Origin of the sequence: Actinopolyspora alba (genome assembly GCF_900112765.1) — a bacterium.
Classification (GTDB): domain Bacteria; phylum Actinomycetota; class Actinomycetes; order Mycobacteriales; family Pseudonocardiaceae; genus Actinopolyspora; species Actinopolyspora alba.
Window position 1 is genome coordinate 1 of sequence record NZ_FOMZ01000013.1, and the last position, 16,442, is coordinate 16,442.

10 protein-coding genes are annotated in these 16,442 nt (G+C 70.1%); 3 read left to right on the forward strand and 7 right to left on the reverse strand.

Features of this window, described 5'->3' with window-relative positions:
* Positions 1-478 (reverse strand): winged helix-turn-helix transcriptional regulator (locus BM150_RS18455; RefSeq protein WP_092928065.1); only part of this gene is annotated, 478 nt, incomplete at its 3' end.
* An 87-nt stretch (positions 479-565) separates the two neighbouring features.
* On the opposite strand from BM150_RS18455, the gene BM150_RS18460 reads away from it, so the two are divergent.
* A complete protein-coding gene (locus BM150_RS18460) occupies positions 566-1,819 on the forward strand; it encodes an MFS transporter (RefSeq protein ID WP_092928581.1) in 1,254 nt (417 codons plus the stop codon).
* Positions 1,820-2,328: 509 nt separating this feature from the next.
* Here the strand turns inward: BM150_RS18460 and BM150_RS18465 are convergent.
* The 5 genes from BM150_RS18465 to BM150_RS18485 are packed head-to-tail and all read right to left on the reverse strand — an operon-like array spanning position 2,329 to position 13,539.
* Positions 2,329-3,333 carry an SDR family oxidoreductase gene (locus BM150_RS18465; RefSeq protein ID WP_092928582.1) on the reverse strand — a complete coding sequence of 335 codons (1,005 nt, stop codon included), beginning with the start codon at positions 3,331-3,333 and terminating at the stop codon, positions 2,329-2,331.
* Positions 3,330-6,581: a polyketide synthase dehydratase domain-containing protein gene (locus BM150_RS18470; RefSeq protein ID WP_092928583.1), complete on the reverse strand. Its 3,252-nt coding sequence runs from the start codon at positions 6,579-6,581 to the stop codon at positions 3,330-3,332. The genes BM150_RS18465 and BM150_RS18470 overlap by 4 nt, the downstream gene beginning before the upstream one ends.
* Entirely contained in the window at positions 6,574-11,262 is a 4,689-nt protein-coding gene (locus BM150_RS18475; RefSeq protein ID WP_092928584.1) for a type I polyketide synthase, read from the reverse strand. The genes BM150_RS18470 and BM150_RS18475 overlap by 8 nt, the downstream gene beginning before the upstream one ends.
* A gap of 17 nt (positions 11,263-11,279) precedes the next feature.
* Positions 11,280-12,794, reverse strand: coding sequence for a PfaD family polyunsaturated fatty acid/polyketide biosynthesis protein (locus BM150_RS18480; RefSeq protein ID WP_092928585.1), 1,515 nt, complete (start codon positions 12,792-12,794; stop codon positions 11,280-11,282).
* Positions 12,795-12,807: 13 nt separating this feature from the next.
* Complete coding sequence (locus BM150_RS18485; RefSeq protein ID WP_139219585.1) at positions 12,808-13,539, reverse strand: EF-hand domain-containing protein; 732 nt, start codon at positions 13,537-13,539, stop codon at positions 12,808-12,810.
* A 317-nt stretch (positions 13,540-13,856) separates the two neighbouring features.
* Here BM150_RS18485 and BM150_RS24230 point away from each other — a divergent pair, with 317 nt between their 5' ends.
* Both BM150_RS24230 and BM150_RS18495 read left to right on the forward strand, forming a co-directional pair.
* Positions 13,857-14,063 (forward strand): hypothetical protein, encoded by a 207-nt coding sequence (locus BM150_RS24230; RefSeq protein WP_092928587.1) that lies wholly within the window; start codon positions 13,857-13,859, stop codon positions 14,061-14,063.
* Between the two features lie 463 nt (positions 14,064-14,526).
* Positions 14,527-15,726 (forward strand): acyl-CoA dehydrogenase family protein, encoded by a 1,200-nt coding sequence (locus BM150_RS18495; protein ID WP_092928588.1) that lies wholly within the window; start codon positions 14,527-14,529, stop codon positions 15,724-15,726.
* Between the two features lie 147 nt (positions 15,727-15,873).
* Here BM150_RS18495 and BM150_RS18500 read toward each other — a convergent pair whose 3' ends face one another.
* Positions 15,874-16,434 (reverse strand): GAF domain-containing protein, encoded by a 561-nt coding sequence (locus BM150_RS18500; protein ID WP_092928589.1) that lies wholly within the window; start codon positions 16,432-16,434, stop codon positions 15,874-15,876.
* Positions 16,435-16,442: the final 8 nt, after the last annotated feature.

Sequence of the window (16,442 nt, forward strand, 5' to 3'; positions counted from 1 at the left end):
CGTTAGTGAGTTTTTCGATGTGGGTGTTGTTGGCGGTGAGGGTGGTGCCGTCCGGGCGTTGTAGGTGCAGTGTCGGTACCGGTGTGCCGGTGTCGTCGTCGAGCAGTACCGAGTGAGGCTCGCCGGTGTTGAAAGCGTGTGACTCGCCCCATTGCCGTAGGGCCACCATGGCGGTGAACAGTTGTTCACCGGAGTGGGTGAGGACGTATTCCTGCCGTTTGCCCGATGCGGCGGTCTGTCGGTCGAGGATGCCGTGGGCGACGAGCCGGCGGAGTCGGTCGCTCAGGATGTTCTTGGCGACACCGAGGTTGCGCTGGAAGTCGCTGAACGCCCGGGTCCCGTCTAAGGCGTCGCGGAGGATCAGCAGGCTCCACCTGTCCCCGACGAGGTCCACGGCGCGCGCGAGAGCGCAGGGAGGGTCGGACCACCCGTCGGAGGGCGCGGCTGGGTGTCCTGACCCGGCGGGTGGTGTGGTCACGGCAGACCCCCAAACAGATCGGTTGCATATTGCTACCTTTATGACTACATTCCGATTGGTTTCATACTACTACCGATTGGAGGGTGGATGTCGTCCTCGGCTCCTACCGCGCCCGCCGTGCTCCTTACCCGGCCACGCCTGCTGTTGCTGGCCGTGTTGTGCGGGGTGTCGGTGGCCAACGTCTACTACGCACAGCCCCTGCTCGAACGCATGGGTTCCGACCTGTCGATCTCGACCGGACAGGTGGGCTGGGTGGTGGCCCTCGGACAGGCCGGTTACCTGGTCGGCCTCGCCGCGCTCGTCCCGCTGGGGGACTGGCTGAACCGCCGGATGCTCATTCCGGCGCATCTGCTGCTGATCGCGGTGGGCACCACCGTGGCGGCGCTCTCGACGACTGCCGCGGTCCTCTACGTCGGAGTGGCGATCGCCGGTCTCTTCGCCGTGGTCGTTCAAACCGCGGTCGCCTACACCGCGGCGAAGTCCCCTCCCGAACACCGCGGCCGCAACATCGGGATCGTTACCTCCGGAGTGGTGGTCGGGATCATCCTGGCCCGCACCGTCGCCGGTTTCATCGCCGACGTGGCCGGTTGGCGCGCCGTCTACGCGGCCGCGGCCGTCATGGCCGTGATCATGGCCGTCCTGATCTGGACGGCTCTGCCCGACGATCAACCAAGTCGGGCACCGCGCTCGTACGGGGCCGCGGTCGCCTCGATCCTCGTTCTCGGAGCCACCGACCGGGTGTTCCGGACTCGCTCGCTCATCACGTTCTTCCTGTTCGCCTCCTTCGGTGTGCTCTGGAGCGGACTGGCCTTGCCGCTGAGCAACGCGCCATGGCACCTTTCCCCGGCTCAGATCGGTCTGTTCGGGTTCGCCGGGCTGGCCGGAACCCTCGGTGCGGCACGGGCCGGTCGGTGGGCCGATCGCGGGCATTCAGGTGTGGTCACAGTGGTGTCGTTGATCGTGCTGATCGCTTCGTGGTGGTTCATCGGGCAGGCCGAATGGTCGTTGTGGCTCGTGGTTCTGGGCGCGGTGCTGCTCGACTTCGCCGTCCAAGCCGTGCACGTCACCAACCAGAACCTCATCGTCGCCCGGGATCCGGACTCGAGCAGCAGGATCATCGGCGCCTACATGATCTTTTACTCTCTGGGATCAGCCCTGGGTGCCGTCACAGCGTCGAGCTTCTACGACAGCATGGGGTGGACGGCTGCTTCGGTCGCGGGTGCCTGCTTCGCCGGTGCCGCGCTGGGGATCTGGCTCATCGACCGAGTCGTGCCCGACCGTTCAACGCGCCCCGGTGTCGAGCGTGCCCCCGTGTCGGCGTCGGCCGAAGGTAAGCAGTGATCGAAGAGTGACCATACGTTGATGAACTCGCCGCCGTAGCTTCGGCGCTGGCGGTTATCGGGTGCCAGCAAGCTGGTGACTTCGACAAACGCTCGTTCGGAGGGCTTGAAGTAGCGGCGGACGTTCTTCGGCTTCTCGTGCCGGGATTTCGCTATCAGCAACCACAGGCTAGCGCCCTGCTTATCGAGGCGGGGCAGTGCGGAGTGGCGAAATTCGTGCAGGGTTCCAACCGGTACCAGGACCGCATAGCGCGGTGTGACCGTCGAGCAGGACACGGGCCTGGTTCCAGCACAGCCGGCACTAGTGAACCCGGTAACACCCCCGGATCATGCATGACAGGGGGACAAGTCCGGCCGGACTCACAAGCCGGGAACTCCATCGCGGGACCACCCAGAAGGTAATGGGTTCACTTCCGTTCTCGGGCCGCGTGGAATTCGTTCTCAGCGCCCGCGCGGTGACCTTCGAACGAAAGTGGCGACTTCCCGACGTGTCTGCGGCATAGCGTCCGTCTAGGACAGTTCCCAGGTCTGCCGGGGCAGTCCGGTGAGGTAGTCGGTCAGGTGGCGCAGGGCGGTTTCACTCGATTCGACGGTGGGAGCGGGTGGGCCGGAGGGAATCCGGCCCAGGGAGGTGGGGAACGGCTCGGCGTTGTCGTAGGCGGCCATGAGGTTGGCGGCACGCTCGATGACGCTGGGCGCCGCGGAGCTGGAGGAGCGGGAGAGGACGGCGGTGAGCACCGTGGAGGCCACCGCGGGGTCGATCAGCCGGGTGTGGAAGATCGTCTGGTCGATGTCGCGCAGTTCTTCGTCGTCCTGGGCGCGGGCGGCAGCGGCGTCGATGGCGATCTCGATGACGCGTTCCATCGGCAGGGCGGCCGGGCCGGCGGTGAGCCAGTGGTCACCGCGCGCGTCGTGGTCGTGGGCGAGGGCGGCCAGCGCGGCGGCGACGGCGTCCCGGGGAACGAGGTCGACACGGGTGCCGGGCGTGCAGGGCAGGAAGGGGAGCTGGCCGGACAGCGCGAAGCCGAGCAGGTAGTGGAACGCCTGGAGCCGCGGGACGTCGCCGATCACGGTGGAGATGCGGGCGATGCAGGCGGGCAGGCCGGATTCGCGGACCAGGGTCTCGCCCGTGGCCTTGGTGGCGGCGTACGCGTCGAAGGGGGTGCCGTCGCCCGCGCGGGCGACGAACGCCGTGGAGCCGTGCACGAGGCGGGCGCCCGCGTCCGCGACGAACCGCAGCACGTGGCCGGTGCCGACGACGTTGACCCGGTGCAGGTGCTCGTGCGAGGCCGAGAAGTTCACGGCAGCCGCGCAGTGCACGACCACGTCGACCTTGGCCGCGAGCTCGCGGTACTCGGCCGGGTGGAGGCCGAGCCAGGGGCGGGTCACGTCGCCGCGCACGGACGTGGTGCCGACCGGTTTGTGGTGGGTGAGCGCGATGACCTCCTCGGTGCCGTCCAGCTCGCGCAGCAGGGCGGAGCCGACGGCCCCGGAGGCTCCGGTGATCAGAATCATGGGGTCCTCACGGTGGCGGAGTCCTCGTCCCAGCTGACGTCGTCGAGGGTGGTCACCTCGACCGTGCTCGGGTGGACATCGACGGTTCGGGCGACGTGGTCCTTGACGGCGATGTGGGCCAGCCACTCCGCGGCGCGGGTGTCCGCGGGCAGGCCGTAGACGGCGTTGACGGTGCCCGGCACCGTGTCGGCCCGCTCCACGTCGCGCCTGCGCAGCACTCCGTCCGAGCCGGTCAGCAGGAGGCGGGAGTCGGGCGTGGCGTCGCGCAGGTAGGCGCGTCGTTCCGGGCCGGAAACCGCGGTCAGGGCTCCGATCGGGATGTGCATGACCACGGTCCGGAAGGCGACCAGCACGTGCTCCCCGCGGCACATCTGGATGTCGATCGCGACGAGGTCGTCCGGCAGCGTGCCGGCGAAACGGGCCTCGACCTCGATCTCGCCGTGGTCGGGCAGGGGCTCGTACACGGTGAGGTGGCTGAGCCGGTGCGGGAACGCCAGTCGGTCGGAGCCGATCGCCGGGTCCCACCGGTGCAGCGCGTCGTGCGGGATGGTGTGCAGCGCGGCGTCCAGCAACCCTTGGTGCAGCGCGCCGCGGGGTACCGACCCGCGTTCGGCGTCGAGGACGCCGCTGGCCCCGGTGGAGCCCATCCGCAGCCTCGTCAGGTACTGGAAGCTCGGTCCGTGGAAGAGGTTCGCGTTCTCGTACGGGTCCGGCGCGTCCGCGAGGTCCGCCAGCGGGGTGAAGCGAGCCGGCCGGGGTGGGGGTTCGAAACCGACCGTCGCGGTGGCCACCGGGACGAATCTGGAGAGCGAGCCGGCCTCGTGCCACACCGCGAGCCGCGTCTGCTCGTCGGTGCAGGTGGCACGAAGCCGGACCGGGTCGGCGACGGGCAGCCAGCGCTGCATGCTCAGGTCGCGCAGCACCCGCACCGGGCGTCCGGCGCGGTCCCCGGCGGACCGGGCGAGGAGCTCGGCGGTCGACATCAGCGGCACGGCGGGGACCGTCCAGGTGGGGCAGTGGTCCGCCAGCCACGTGTCCGCCCTGGGGTCGAGTACGGTGTCGACCGTGGAGGGCGAGTCCGGTGCGCCGGGCACCACGTGCACCCGCAGGCAGGGCACGTGGTAGATCTTGCGACCGTCCACCCACAGCCAGCCCTCGGCCGTTGCGTACCCGCCGTCGGAGCTCAGTTCGACGTCCAGCACGTCCAGTTCGACGGTGACGAGCGCGTCGGAGGGCAGGACCTGGCCGCGGTACTTCCACGAGTCGGGCACGACGGGCTCGAGGCGGAACCCGTCGTCGACACCACGCTGGATCAGGTAGCAGGACAGGAGCTGGCACATCGCCTCGACACCGAGGGAACCGGGCTGCACCGGGTCGTTGAAGAAGTGCGCTTTGAAGTACCAGGCCTCGGCCCGCACCTCGCACTCGGCGCGTAGCCGTCCGAGTCCGGCCGGGCCGCCGTCGGGCCAGTAGCCGGTGAGCCGGTCGAGCACCAGCAGCATCTGACCGGGCAGGCGGGCGGAGCGCCCGAAGAAGCGGGCGGGGCGGGATCGCAGGTCGACAACGGGGTGTTCGCAGGGCTGGGTGAGGCGGGAGCGGTCGTGGTCGGTCACCGGCAGACCGGTCTGGGCCGTCAACTGCTCCGCCGAGGTCAGGGCGAAGACCGTGGTGCCCTCCAGGGCGGTGACGCCGTCGGCTTCGCAGTGGACCCGGAACGTTTCGATCGTCGTGCCGTCCCAGTGCTCGATGTCGGTGAGCTCGACCGTGGTGCGCAACGAGCCGACGTCGGGGGGCACCTCGCGCACCGTCGAGAGTCGACCGTCGAGGTTGCGGATCCGCAGCTGCTCGTCGGCCGTGCCGCCGTTCATCAGGGCGGTCAGGAAGCCGCAGGGCTGTAGCGCGATCTCCAGCAGCACGGCGACCGGCACCGTCCCGCTCTGCTCGCGGAACCACACGTGCCGGGGCACGTCGTACTCGGCGACCAGGCTGCTGCCGGGGCAGAAGTCCCCGTGGGTGACGGACAACTCGGTGACGCGGGTGAGGAACAGGTACGGCGGTCCGGGCAGCCGCAACGCGTCGTCGCTGGCGCCGGGGAGGATCTCGGCGCGCGGCCCCCAGGCGGCGGTGAGCATCGTGGCGTGGTCGTAGCGGATTCGGTCCGTGCTCGCTGCGGCCGGATCATCGTGGCCGCGCAGGCCTGCCAGTGCGCTGAGCGGGACCGGATCGCCGGTGCGCTGGACCGCGGGTGGGCCTAGAAGCTTCCAGTGCGGCAGGGGGGTGTCGGCGACGAGGTGAACGGCGAGCCCTTCGGCGCACAGCACCACCTGCTCGTCGATCGTGACGACCACGTCCGCGTGCGCGGTCGTGCCGGTGAGCGAGCGCGGGGTGAGGTGGTACCGGGGTGTTCCGCTCGGAGCGTTGAGCAGGACCCGCAGGCGGGTGGACGCCTCCGGCAGTGGTTCGAAGCGCCAGCCGTCGCGGTGGATCGTGCTCCCGGTCGCGACGAGGTGGAACGCCATCGCTTGGAGGCCGCCTTCGAGCAGCGTGGCGGGCGAGTGCCACGTGGTCGGCGAGGTGCGGCCGGTCGCGGTGAGCCCGCGGTCGGGATCGAACGCGGTGACCTCGCGCAGCAGGAGGGTGCGTCGTGAGCCGATTCCGGGGCTTCGGACGTGGGCGCGCGTGAGCTCCCACTCGGGGCCGGTGAAGCAGTCGGCCGGGCGGCCCTCGGCGAACGCCGTGACCGCGTCGGTGTCGAACGCGGCACCCGGGTGCTCCGTCGGCAGGGGCACGTCCAAGCCGTCCGAGAGGCTGCCGCGCAACGACAGGTGGCCGTCGACCCCGCCCCGCAGCACCGCTCCGGTGACGGTCAGCGAGCTGAGCAGCTGATCACCCGGTGCGGGCAGGGCGTGGTGGAAGGTGAGTTCGCCGTCGAGCGCGCCGTCGCGCTGCGGCCACAGCGCCAGCAGTTCGTCCAGTACGGCTCCGCCCGTCATGCGGCCGGCCCGGTCGAGGTACCAGCCGTCGAGCTCGACGGTGGCCCGGGCCGTGCGGGCCGGTTCGGTGGTGGGCTCGACGGCCGTCCCGGTGGTGGGCGGGTGAAAGCTCGCCTGCGTGGCCAGGAAGCGCTCGTGGAGCTCGGTGGCCTGCCGCAACTGTTCGGAGATCAGCGCCGCGACGCTCCTCGGGGCCGGTGTCGGCTGGTGGGACCGCGGAGGTCGGGGCATGACCTCGAAGTCCTGGTCATCCATTGGTGGCCTCCCCGAGTCGCGTCAGCGTGCGGCCGGCGGTGAGCAGCACGCGCGGGTCGTCGGCAGGGGCGCTCAGTTCCCGGGCGAAGACGCGCGCTCCGTCTCGCAGGGGGATCAGGTCGACGCCGCCGAGGCGGAACACCTCGGCCAGTTCGGGGGTGACCATGCCGCCTTCCCACGGTCCCCACAGCAGCGAGCGAACCACCGCGTCCGGCCGAGCGTTCTGTTCGGTGGCGAGCACGTGGTTGAGGGTTTCGTTGGCCATCGCGTAGTCGCACTGCCCGGCGTTGCCGGTCGCGGCGACGACCGAGGAGAACACGCACAGCAGTCGCAGCGGGTCCTCGCGGGTGGCGTCCAGCAGTGCTCGCAGGCCGTCGACCTTGGTGCTGAACACGGCCTCGAACTGGCCCTCGGTCTTGTCCTCCACCCGCTGGTCGTTCAGCACCCCGGCCGCGTGGACGACGCCGGTGATCGGTCCCCACTGCTGCCGGACGTCGGCGAGCGCCGTCCGTACGGCGTTTTCGTCCCGGACGTCGACGCGCATGTAGCGGGCCTGGTCCAGCCCGTCCACCTCGCGGTCGGAGCCGCGGCCGAGCAGGACGAAGCGTGCGCGGTGCCGGGATCCGAGCTCTCGCAGGGCCGCCGCCGTGACGGCCCCGGTACCGCCGGACACGACGATCACCGGGTCGGCTTCCCAATCACCGGCCCATTCACCGGACGCGGCCTTTTCCGGGGCCTCGGTGGTGTCGAGCGTCCACCGGGTGCCGTCCGCGGCGAGCGCGACGTCGAGGTCCGGGCCTCCGGTGAGCAGTTCGTCGACGAGGGCGGTGGCGGTCTCGGTCGCCGAGCGGTTCGCACGCTGGCAGTCGATGGCCTTGACCGCTGCGAGCGGCCATTCCCAGCGGACGGTGCGGGCGAGTGCGGCCAGACCGCCGATCCAGGGCCGTTGCGCGTCGCGGTGGCCGAATCCGCCTCCGGTGTCCTGCACGGTGACGAATACACCGCCCACGGCGCGCAGCCGGGGCGCGATCTCCTGTGCGGCTCGGAAGGCGTCCCGTTGAATGGCCAGGGCCTCGTCCGCGGACGCGGTCTCGGCCAGTCCGCCGAGCAATACCAGGCCGTCGGCCTCCAGCGTGGTGATGTCGGCCGCGGTGCCGACCCGCGCGTGGACGCCGCGCTCGGTGAGCAGTCGTGCGGTCTCCTCGGCGACTCCGGTTCCGTCGTCGGTGACCAGGACGGTTCCGAGCCCTTGCATGGCGCTGCCCGGTGCGGGCGCGCGCCGCAGCGTCGGCACGTGCCGGTGGATCGTACGGTCTGGGGCGGTGGTGCCGGGGTGGGCGGGTGTGTTCAGCAGCTCGCGTAAGCGGTCGGCGATCTCACCGAGGGTGCGCAGCGTCAACAGCGGGGTGAGCCGTTCCCGCTCCATTCCCTCCAGCTGCGGGAACATCGGGCGCAGGGCCGAGAGAACCTGGGCGCGGGTGATCGAGTCCAGGCCGAGGTCGGCCTCCAGCTCCATGTGCGGTTCCAGGATCTCCACCGGGTAGCCGGTCTTCTCGGCCACGGCGGCCAGCACCTGGGGTTCCAGTTCCTCGATGCCGCGTGACGGCACGGGTTCCGGGGCCGTGGCGGGCACCGGGGCGACGGAGACGGCGGGTGATTCGGAGGTCGCAGGGGGTCCGGGGGAAGCGGGTGGCTCGGCCGGTGCGGGTGGTGGGGTGGTGGTCCGGAAGGTCGGCGAGGGAGCGGAGGGCTGTCCGAGGCCGTGGCCCGAGGCCGGGTCCAGCGAGGTGAGCGCGTCGATCGACTTCTCGGCCATGCTCAGGTACGCCGCGTGGGCGCGGGCGACCTCCTGCTGGGCTTCGGCGACCGCGCGCAGCGTCCCATCGTCCTGGCTGCCGGATCCGGTCCCGGACAGCGCAGGGGCCGGTGTGCTCGGAGCGGATTCCGAGGTCGGCGGGTAGGACCCGCCGTGATTGCCTCCGTTGATCATGATGGGCATCGCCGGTCGTGCGGGCTCGGGCTCCTCCGGGCCGTGCCACAGCCCGGCGAAGTCGAGCGGGACGCCGAGCGCGGTGAGCTGTCCGAGCGCGTCGAGCAGCCCGGTCACCCCGTTGGAGCTCGCGCGGTCCAGGGAGATCGCATGGCCGTCGGAGAGGTTCTCCTTGACCAGGCTGGTCAACGCGCCTCCCGGGCCCACTTCCAGGAAGATCCGCACCCCGTCGGCGTGCATCGCGTGCACCATGTCCGCGAACCGGACCGGTGAGGCGACGTGGTCGGCGATCGCCTGTCGGATCTCGGTCGGCCGCACCGGGTGCACGGCTGCCGCGGCGTTGCCGTACACGTTCAGCAGCGGTGCGCGCACCGTCTCCGCGGACAGGAAGTCCCGCAGCGGTTCGGTCGCGGGGGCGACGAGGGGGCTGTGGAAGGCAGCCGAGGTGTCGAGCGTCCGTGCGGTCATTCCGGCCGCGGTGGCGTGCTTGCGCACCAGCGCGCCCGCCTCGGCGGTCGCGGCCACCACGACCTGGCGCGGGCCGTTGTGGTTGGCGATCCAGGCTTGCTCGAGGTTCTGCTGCTCGAGGAGGCTGGTCACCTCGTCCACGCCCGCGTCCAGGGCGATCATGACGCCGGAGCCCTCCCGCATCAGCTCGCCCCGCCGGGCGGCGAGCCGCATCAACGTGTCCTCGTCGAACGCGCGTGCCGCGTGCAGCCCCACCAGCTCGCCGAAGCTGTGCCCGGCCACGCAGTCCGGCCGCACCCCCGCGGTTTCCAGCACGTTCAGCAGCGCGAGGCTGTGCGCGGCGATGGCGGGTTGCGCGACGCCGGTGTCGGTGAGCGCGTGCTGCTGCGCCTGCCGCTCGGCGTCGGTGAACACCGGTGGCGGGAAGACCAGCGGGGAGATCTCGTGCCGGTCCCACACCGCGTGGGCCTGGGGGAAGTGCATCGCCAGGTCGGCCCCCATGCCGACGTACTGGGCTCCCTGGCCGGGGAAGAGGAACGCTATCCGACCCGGAGTGCGCCCGACACCGTAGTGCAGACCGGAGGGCGTCGAGAACGGCTTCGTGCCGACCAGTCCCCGGGCCTGCTCCAGCTTCTGCTCGAGGTCCTCCGCGGACGAGGCGACCACCGCCAGCCGGTGCTCCCGCGTGTGCTGGAAGGCGTTCTGGGAGCGCCGCGCGACCGCCGTGAGGCTTCCCGACAGGTCGAGTGAGAACAGCTCCCGCGGCGTCGCGGCGGACAGCACCACCAGTTCTCCCGGCCGTGCTTCGCAGCGCACCGCGGGGCGGGCTCCCGCCGTTTCGTCGGTGTACTCCTCCAGCGTGACGTGGAAGTTCGAGCCGCCGAAGCCGAAGCTGGACACCGAGGCCCGCCTGGGGTGCTCGGTCGTGTTGATCCACGGCCGTGCCCGCGTGTTGAGGTAGAGAGGGCTGTTCTCCAGGTTCAGCGCGGGGTTCGGACGGTCGACCTTGATCGTCGGCGGTAGCACCTTGTGCCGCAGCGCCAGGGCGGCCTTGAGCAGGCCCGCGGCGCCGGCGGCGGCCTTGGTGTGTCCGATCTGGGATTTGACGGACCCGAGCGCGCACCACTGGCGGTCCGTCCGCCCGCTCGCCTCGAACACCGAGTGCAGGGCGGCTGTTTCGGTGGCGTCGCCGGGGGCGGTGCCGGTGCCGTGCGCCTCGACCAGACCGACCGTGTCCGGTCCGTAGCCTGCGGTCTCGTACGCCCGGCGCAGCGCCCGCGCCTGCCCGGTGTCCAGCGGTGCGTACACCGAGGTGCCGCTGCCGTCCGAGGAGGAACCGATGCCGCGGATGACGGCGTGTACCCGGTCACCGTCGCGTTCGGCGTCGGCGAGTCGTTTCAGGGCGAACAGACCGAGCCCCTCGCCCAGCATGGTGCCGTCCGCGTGCTCGTCGAACGGGCGGCAGTCGCCGGTGGGCGACAGGGCCGGGGTCTTGCTGAAGCACTGGAAGGTCATCGCGTCGTTGAGCGTGTCGACCCCGCCGGTGATCACCATGTCGGAGCGGCCGAGCAGCAGGTCGTCGACCGAGACCGACAGGGCGGCCAGCGAGCTCGCGCAGGCGGAGTCGACGGTGAAGTTGGTGCCGTGCAGGTCGAAGCGGTTCGCGATCCGCCCGGCGACCACGTTGCTCAGCATGCCGGGGAACGTCGCTTCCTGCCACGGTGGCGAGTACTCGAGGATCCGGTCGCAGACGGCGTCGGCGTCCGCTTCGGACAGTCCGCTGTCCAGCAGTGTCCGGCGCCACTGCGGGCGTCCGGACCGCATCGCCATCTCGCCGAGCAGCTGCAGGGAGGCGCAGCCGAGGAACACGCTGACCCGTTCGCCGTCGATCCGGCCGAGCCCGGCGTCGGAGAGCCCGGTCAGCAGGCGTTCCGCGGCGACCAGGGCCAGCAGTTGGGCGGTGTCGGTGGCGGGCAGGTTGCGGGGCGGCACCCCCAGGGCCATCGGGTCGAACTCGACCTCGGGCAGGAAGGCCCCGCGGCGGGCGTAGGTCTTGTCCTGCGCGTCCGGGTCGGGGTCGTAGAAGTCCTCGATCAGCCAGCGGTCGGCCGGCACGTCGGTCATGAGGTCGCGTCCTTCGAGGACGTTGCGCCAGAAGGCGTCCACGTCCGGCGCGCCCGGCATGATCGCGCTGACGCCGACGATCGCGATCCGGTGGTCCATGTTCGTTCTGCCGTTTCTCAAACCAGTGGGCGGGGGCGGAAGTCGAAGGCATCGGAGGGGAGGCGGACCCCGAGGGCGCGCAGCTGGTGCACGCGGGTGAGCACGGCGGCTCCCCGGAGCAGGTTGCGGGCGATCTGCGTGACCGTGCGTCCACCGGGTTCGGCCAGGAAGCTGCCCGCGGTCCAGGTGTTGAACGCTCCGGCTGCGGGGCCGCACCACAGCTGGTAGTCGCTGCGGCGGCCGGGCGTGCCGTCGACCGCCCAGGTGACCGAATTACCCAGGTACCAGCGGAAGACCAGCGCCATCCTGTGCCTGGGGTCCGCCTGCGCCCGGGTGATCTCGCTCGGGCAGCGCTGCGCCCAGTACTCCTCGGTGCGTTGCCACACCTCGTCCAGGCCGGCCCCGAGGACCTCGCGCTCCAACGAGTCCCTGGCCTCGGCGGGGAGCGAGTCCAGCGACGGGTGTTCGAGGTAAAGCTGGTACAGCCGGGCCGCCCGGCCGGCGAACATGGTGCCGCGGCGCAGCACCTGGACCTTGGCTCCGAGCTCGAACATGTCACCCGCCGGCGCCATCGCCACGTCCGCCACCCCGGCCTGCGCGAGCATGGCCTTCGCCTCGTCGCTGACCGCGGCCTCGTGCGACATCTGGTTCACCGAGCCGGTGAGCACGTAGGCCGCGCCGAGGGCGAACGCCGCGGACACCGCGGCCGGGTCGCCGAGTCCGCCCGCCGCGCCCACCCGCACTCCCGGGCTCTTCCGACGCGCCAGGGACAGGACCGCGGGCAGGATCGACACCAGCGGTCTTCCGTCGGTGTGCCCACCGCTGTCCGCCTCGACGGTGATGTCGTCCGCCACCGGTATCCGGCTGACCAGACGGCCCTCCTCCTCGGTGATCTCGCCGGTGTCCACGAGCCGACGAACCAGCCCGGGAGGGGGCGGCGACATGAACAGCTCGGCCGTCTCCGGGCGTGAGACCTTGGCGAACAGCGCGGTCTTCCGAATGATCCGGCCCGTCGCGTCGGTGCGCAGTCCGGAGGCCGCGCAGCGCACCACCGCGGGAGTGATGTCCAGGAACGCCGACAGGGAGATCTTCGGCACTCCGGCGCGTAACAGGCGCGCCGCGACCGCGTCCTCCATGGCCGCGTCGTCGGGGTGGTGGATGAGGTTGACGCCCCAGTTCCGTCGCCCGGCGAGACGGGTCCGCAGTCGTTCCAGTTCCCGGTCGAGCCGTTCGAGGCCGAGCCCTGCCGCCCCGAAGAAGGCCAGCATCTCCGCCCGCGCCATGGGCTCGACCAGTTCGACGCCGGTGATGCCGTGCGCCATCTCGCCCGCGACGTAGGGGAACCGCACGTCGTGCGTCTCGGTGAAGCTCTGGTCGCCCAGCCACTCCGGGTACAAGGCCGGCACCGTGCCGACGGCTCCCGGAATCGGCCGCTCCGAGAGTCCCAGTGCGCCGTCCCGCTCGTGTGCCACCAAGTGCGCCGGCTTCGTCACCCGCTGGGCGAGTTCGACGAGGCCGGCGCCGTCGAACACTCCTGTCACGGCGTCAGATGCGCCCGAGCGCCAGGTTGCCCGGTGCCTGCGGGTCGATGCTGATGATGAAGTCGGTGACCGCCATCAGGATCTCGGGGTAGCCGAGGTAGCCGTTCTCGTCGGAGTCCATCACCGACCACGCGTGCTCGGCGTGCTCCCGCTTCACGCGCAGCACCTCCGTGACGAGCCGGAGTCCGTCGTCCCGGGTGACCCGTCCGTCGTTGTCCTCGTCGGCCATCGCGAAAGCCAGGTTCGTGACCACGCCGATGTACTGCAGCGTCTTGTCCGGCGTCTCCGCCACGCTGTTCGCCATCACCGTGACGAACTGCTCCCTGGCCAGCCGTTCCGGGTCCGGTACCCACGCGGGTTTGACCACCAGCGCGTGCCAGATCCGGTTCACCGTGGCTTCCAGCTGCTGCGCCCGCGGTGAGTCCTCGGTGTGGCCGGTCAGCCGTGCGAGGCGGTGCGCGAACTGCATCGTGTCGGCGGGCGTCACCGCGCCGTCGCCGTCGTCGTCCAGCACGTCGAACATCCACAGCTGCTTGCGCCGCAGGTACGAGTCCTGGTTCGCGGCCAGTCGCTCCGCCGCGGCGATGGTGGTCGCCGCGTCCGGTTTGGACTCGGTGGTTGCCTCGCCCGCCGTGGCCATTCCGGACATGGCCCCGGCCGCCACCTCCGCGGTATCGCGCAGTGCCGACCCGCGCGTCACCTCTGTCGTTTCGTCGTCCTTCGGTGCTTCAGCCACCCCGAGCCCTTCGAATTCACGACGTGATCGCTGTCGGAAACGTCGTTCGTGATCTTGCGTCCGGGACGCTAGCAGCTCTGCGCGCTATTGATCTTGAAAATTCTCGATCCGGCCATGTGAAAATGAAAACTCTTGCGAGGGGTTGATGTGTTTGGTACCGAGAGGCGTTCGTGGGATACGCGTGCACCGGCGTCGTGTCGAAATCGTCGAACCTCGTCCTTTCGGACTCTGTCGCACATGGATGATCGGCGGGCTGGTGTGATCGCGGTCGGTGGGTGCCCGGGTGATGTGGAGGCGGGGCGGAGTGATTCCGAGGGGTGCGCTTCCAGCACGGAGCACGGCGAGGTGAACCCGGCAGGCTGCGCGCCGACGAGGGCTACGGCCACGACGAGTTGCGCAGTGCGCTGTTGACGGGGCAACGGTTGGGGTGCCCCGCGTGGGAGGCATCCGCGATCCGGCTGACCGGCATGCTCGAGGTGTCATCCTCGACCCGGTTTACGAGGGAAAATCGGTGGCGGGGCTGATCGACCTCGTCACCTCCGATGGTGTGGAACAGTCTTCGCGCACCTGCCGCGGACTGCTCCGCAGCCGCCGTGGCCGATGTCGGAGGGCTGCTGCTCGAGGTGCCCTTCAACGCTGGCAAGGCGCTGACTCACATGACGGCTACCCGGCCAACTACGCGAAGTGCTGTTATGGATTGTATGGGCGGTCCACTTGAGACCGACTCTTGACGGGGAGCCGGAATCGTGAGCCGTGCCGCCGGCGCCCCAACGGCGGCGTGATGTCGGAGGAGCACAGCACCTCGTGCCGCGCTGAGAAGCGCGGAGATCGCGTGTCGCGCGGTGCGAGTTCTCGGGTCAATCCCCATGAAGGTGGTACCTCGACTGGAGCACCCGTGCGAGCCTGTTGATCATCCGTGCACCCCGGATGGCGGGCAGCGACGGAGACCGGATCGGGGATTGGAGAAGTATGAGCGTTGCAGTCCAGATGGACGGCCTGTTCACCACTGCGAGCCACGATCGCCTTCGTGACGAGGTGCGTCACTTCGCCGAGACCGAAGTGCGTCCACAAATTCCTGACATGGAGCAGTCTCGGTCGGTCCAGTACAAGCTCTCCCGTCTGATCGCCGAACAGGGCTGGCTCGGGGTGACGATCGGGCCCGAGCACGGTGGCATGGGCCTGGGGCATCTGGCGAAGTCCATCATCATCGAAGAGCTCTCGCGGGTCAGCGGAGCGATGGGCGCGATGGTGCAGGCTTCCCAGTTGGGGGTGGCGAAGATCCTGCACTTCGGGAACGCGGATCAACAGCACCGGTGGCTTCCGGAGATCAGCGCGGGACACTGCTTACCGACCATCGCCGTCACCGAGCCCGATTCCGGCGGTCATGTACTCGGCATGACGGCGGCCGCACGTCGTGAGGGTGACGAGTACGTGCTCAACGGGCACAAGGTCTTCGTGGGCAACAGCCACGTGGGCGACGTGCACGGTGTGGTGGCCCGCACCGGGGAGGGATCCCGGGGATTGTCGGCGTTTCTGGTGGAACCGGACCGGCCCGGATTCTCCCTCGGGGAGCACCAGGCGTCGATGGGGCTGCACGGGTTCAGCTACGGCGAACTCGTCTTCGACGAGTGCCGCATCCCGGCCGAGAACCGGCTCGGCGATGAAGGACAGGGCCTGGCGGTGGCCTACAGCTCCAGCATCCTCTACGGGCGGCCCAACCTGACCGCTGTCGCGCTGGGGATCCACCGCGCCTTGGTGGAGGAAACCGTCGACTTCGCGGGGCGGCAGTATCGCTACGGACAACCGTTGTCCCAGCTGCCGACGGTGCAGCAGAAACTGGGGCAGATGCAGTCCCAGCTGATGACGGCCAGGCTGGCTGCTTATCACGCCGCGCACTCGCTGGACAACGCCATGCCGTGTGATGCGGAGCTGATCAACGCCAAACTCGTCAACGTGGAGTACGCGCTCGACTCGGCACGAACCGCGATGGAGGTGCACGCCGCGTACGGGCTCGGCACCGACAGCCCGGTGGAACGTTACCTCCGCGACGCGCACCACATCTTCGCTCCCGCCGGCACCTCCGACATCCAACGGTTGCGGCTGGCCGAAACGGCCCTGGGGAACTCGCGTACCCCGTGGTCGGAGCGACTGGCACCCCAGCTCGGTGTCTTTCCACGTTCGAGCTGACGCCGCCGCGGCCGGGGCGGCCCGTGCCCGCCGGTATGCGCCTACCGCGGCGGACACGGGCCCGCAACGGGCGAGGTGTCGGCCGGAGCGTCGCGGAGCGGGACCCTGCACGCCCGCATGAGCGTTACGTTGTGTGCTCCCCGGTCGTCACGGGCGTTCGCGGCTGTGCACCAGCTCCATCACCTCGGTCGCGAAGCCTTTGATCGTCTCCAGTTCGCGGCGGCCCCATGAGTGGGTCTCCGGTGCGACGGTGCAGACCGTGCCCAGTGTGAGGCCGGTGTGGTCGATGAGCGGGGCTCCCATGTAGGACCGGATCCCGATCTGATCCACCACGGGATTGCTGGTGAACCGTGGGTAGGAGCAGACATCGCCGAGGACGAGTGGCAGTCCGCGGGCCACCACGTGCGGGCAGAACCCGTGATCTTTCGGCATCTCCCGTCCCGGTGACACGGCCGTTTGTGCCGCTTCCATCGCGGCACTGGTCTGGGACTCGGCTCGCGTGTACAGCCCGGTGAAGTACTGCCGCTGGCCGCTGATGATGTTCACCATCGCGTAGGGGGCGCCCGCCGCGTCGGCGAGCCTGCGCGCGAGGGCATCGAACTGCGGGTCGGGTTCTTCCCGGATGCCGAGTTCTCGCAACCGTTCCATCCGGTGCTGCACGTTCGGATCCGGTGGGGTGCCTACGAGGCGCATATTGCTGGTGGACATCATGTTCT

Coding starts and splice junctions, on each gene's coding strand:
- BM150_RS18460 (WP_092928581.1), top strand. CDS start 566: ATGTCGTCCTCGGCTCCTACCGCGCCCGCCGTGCTCCTTACCCGGCCA.
- BM150_RS18465 (WP_092928582.1), bottom strand. CDS start 3,333: ATGATTCTGATCACCGGAGCCTCCGGGGCCGTCGGCTCCGCCCTGCTG.
- BM150_RS18470 (WP_092928583.1), bottom strand. CDS start 6,581: ATGGATGACCAGGACTTCGAGGTCATGCCCCGACCTCCGCGGTCCCAC.
- BM150_RS18475 (WP_092928584.1), bottom strand. CDS start 11,262: ATGGACCACCGGATCGCGATCGTCGGCGTCAGCGCGATCATGCCGGGC.
- BM150_RS18495 (WP_092928588.1), top strand. CDS start 14,527: ATGGACGGCCTGTTCACCACTGCGAGCCACGATCGCCTTCGTGACGAG.
- BM150_RS18500 (WP_092928589.1), bottom strand. CDS start 16,434: ATGTCCACCAGCAATATGCGCCTCGTAGGCACCCCACCGGATCCGAAC.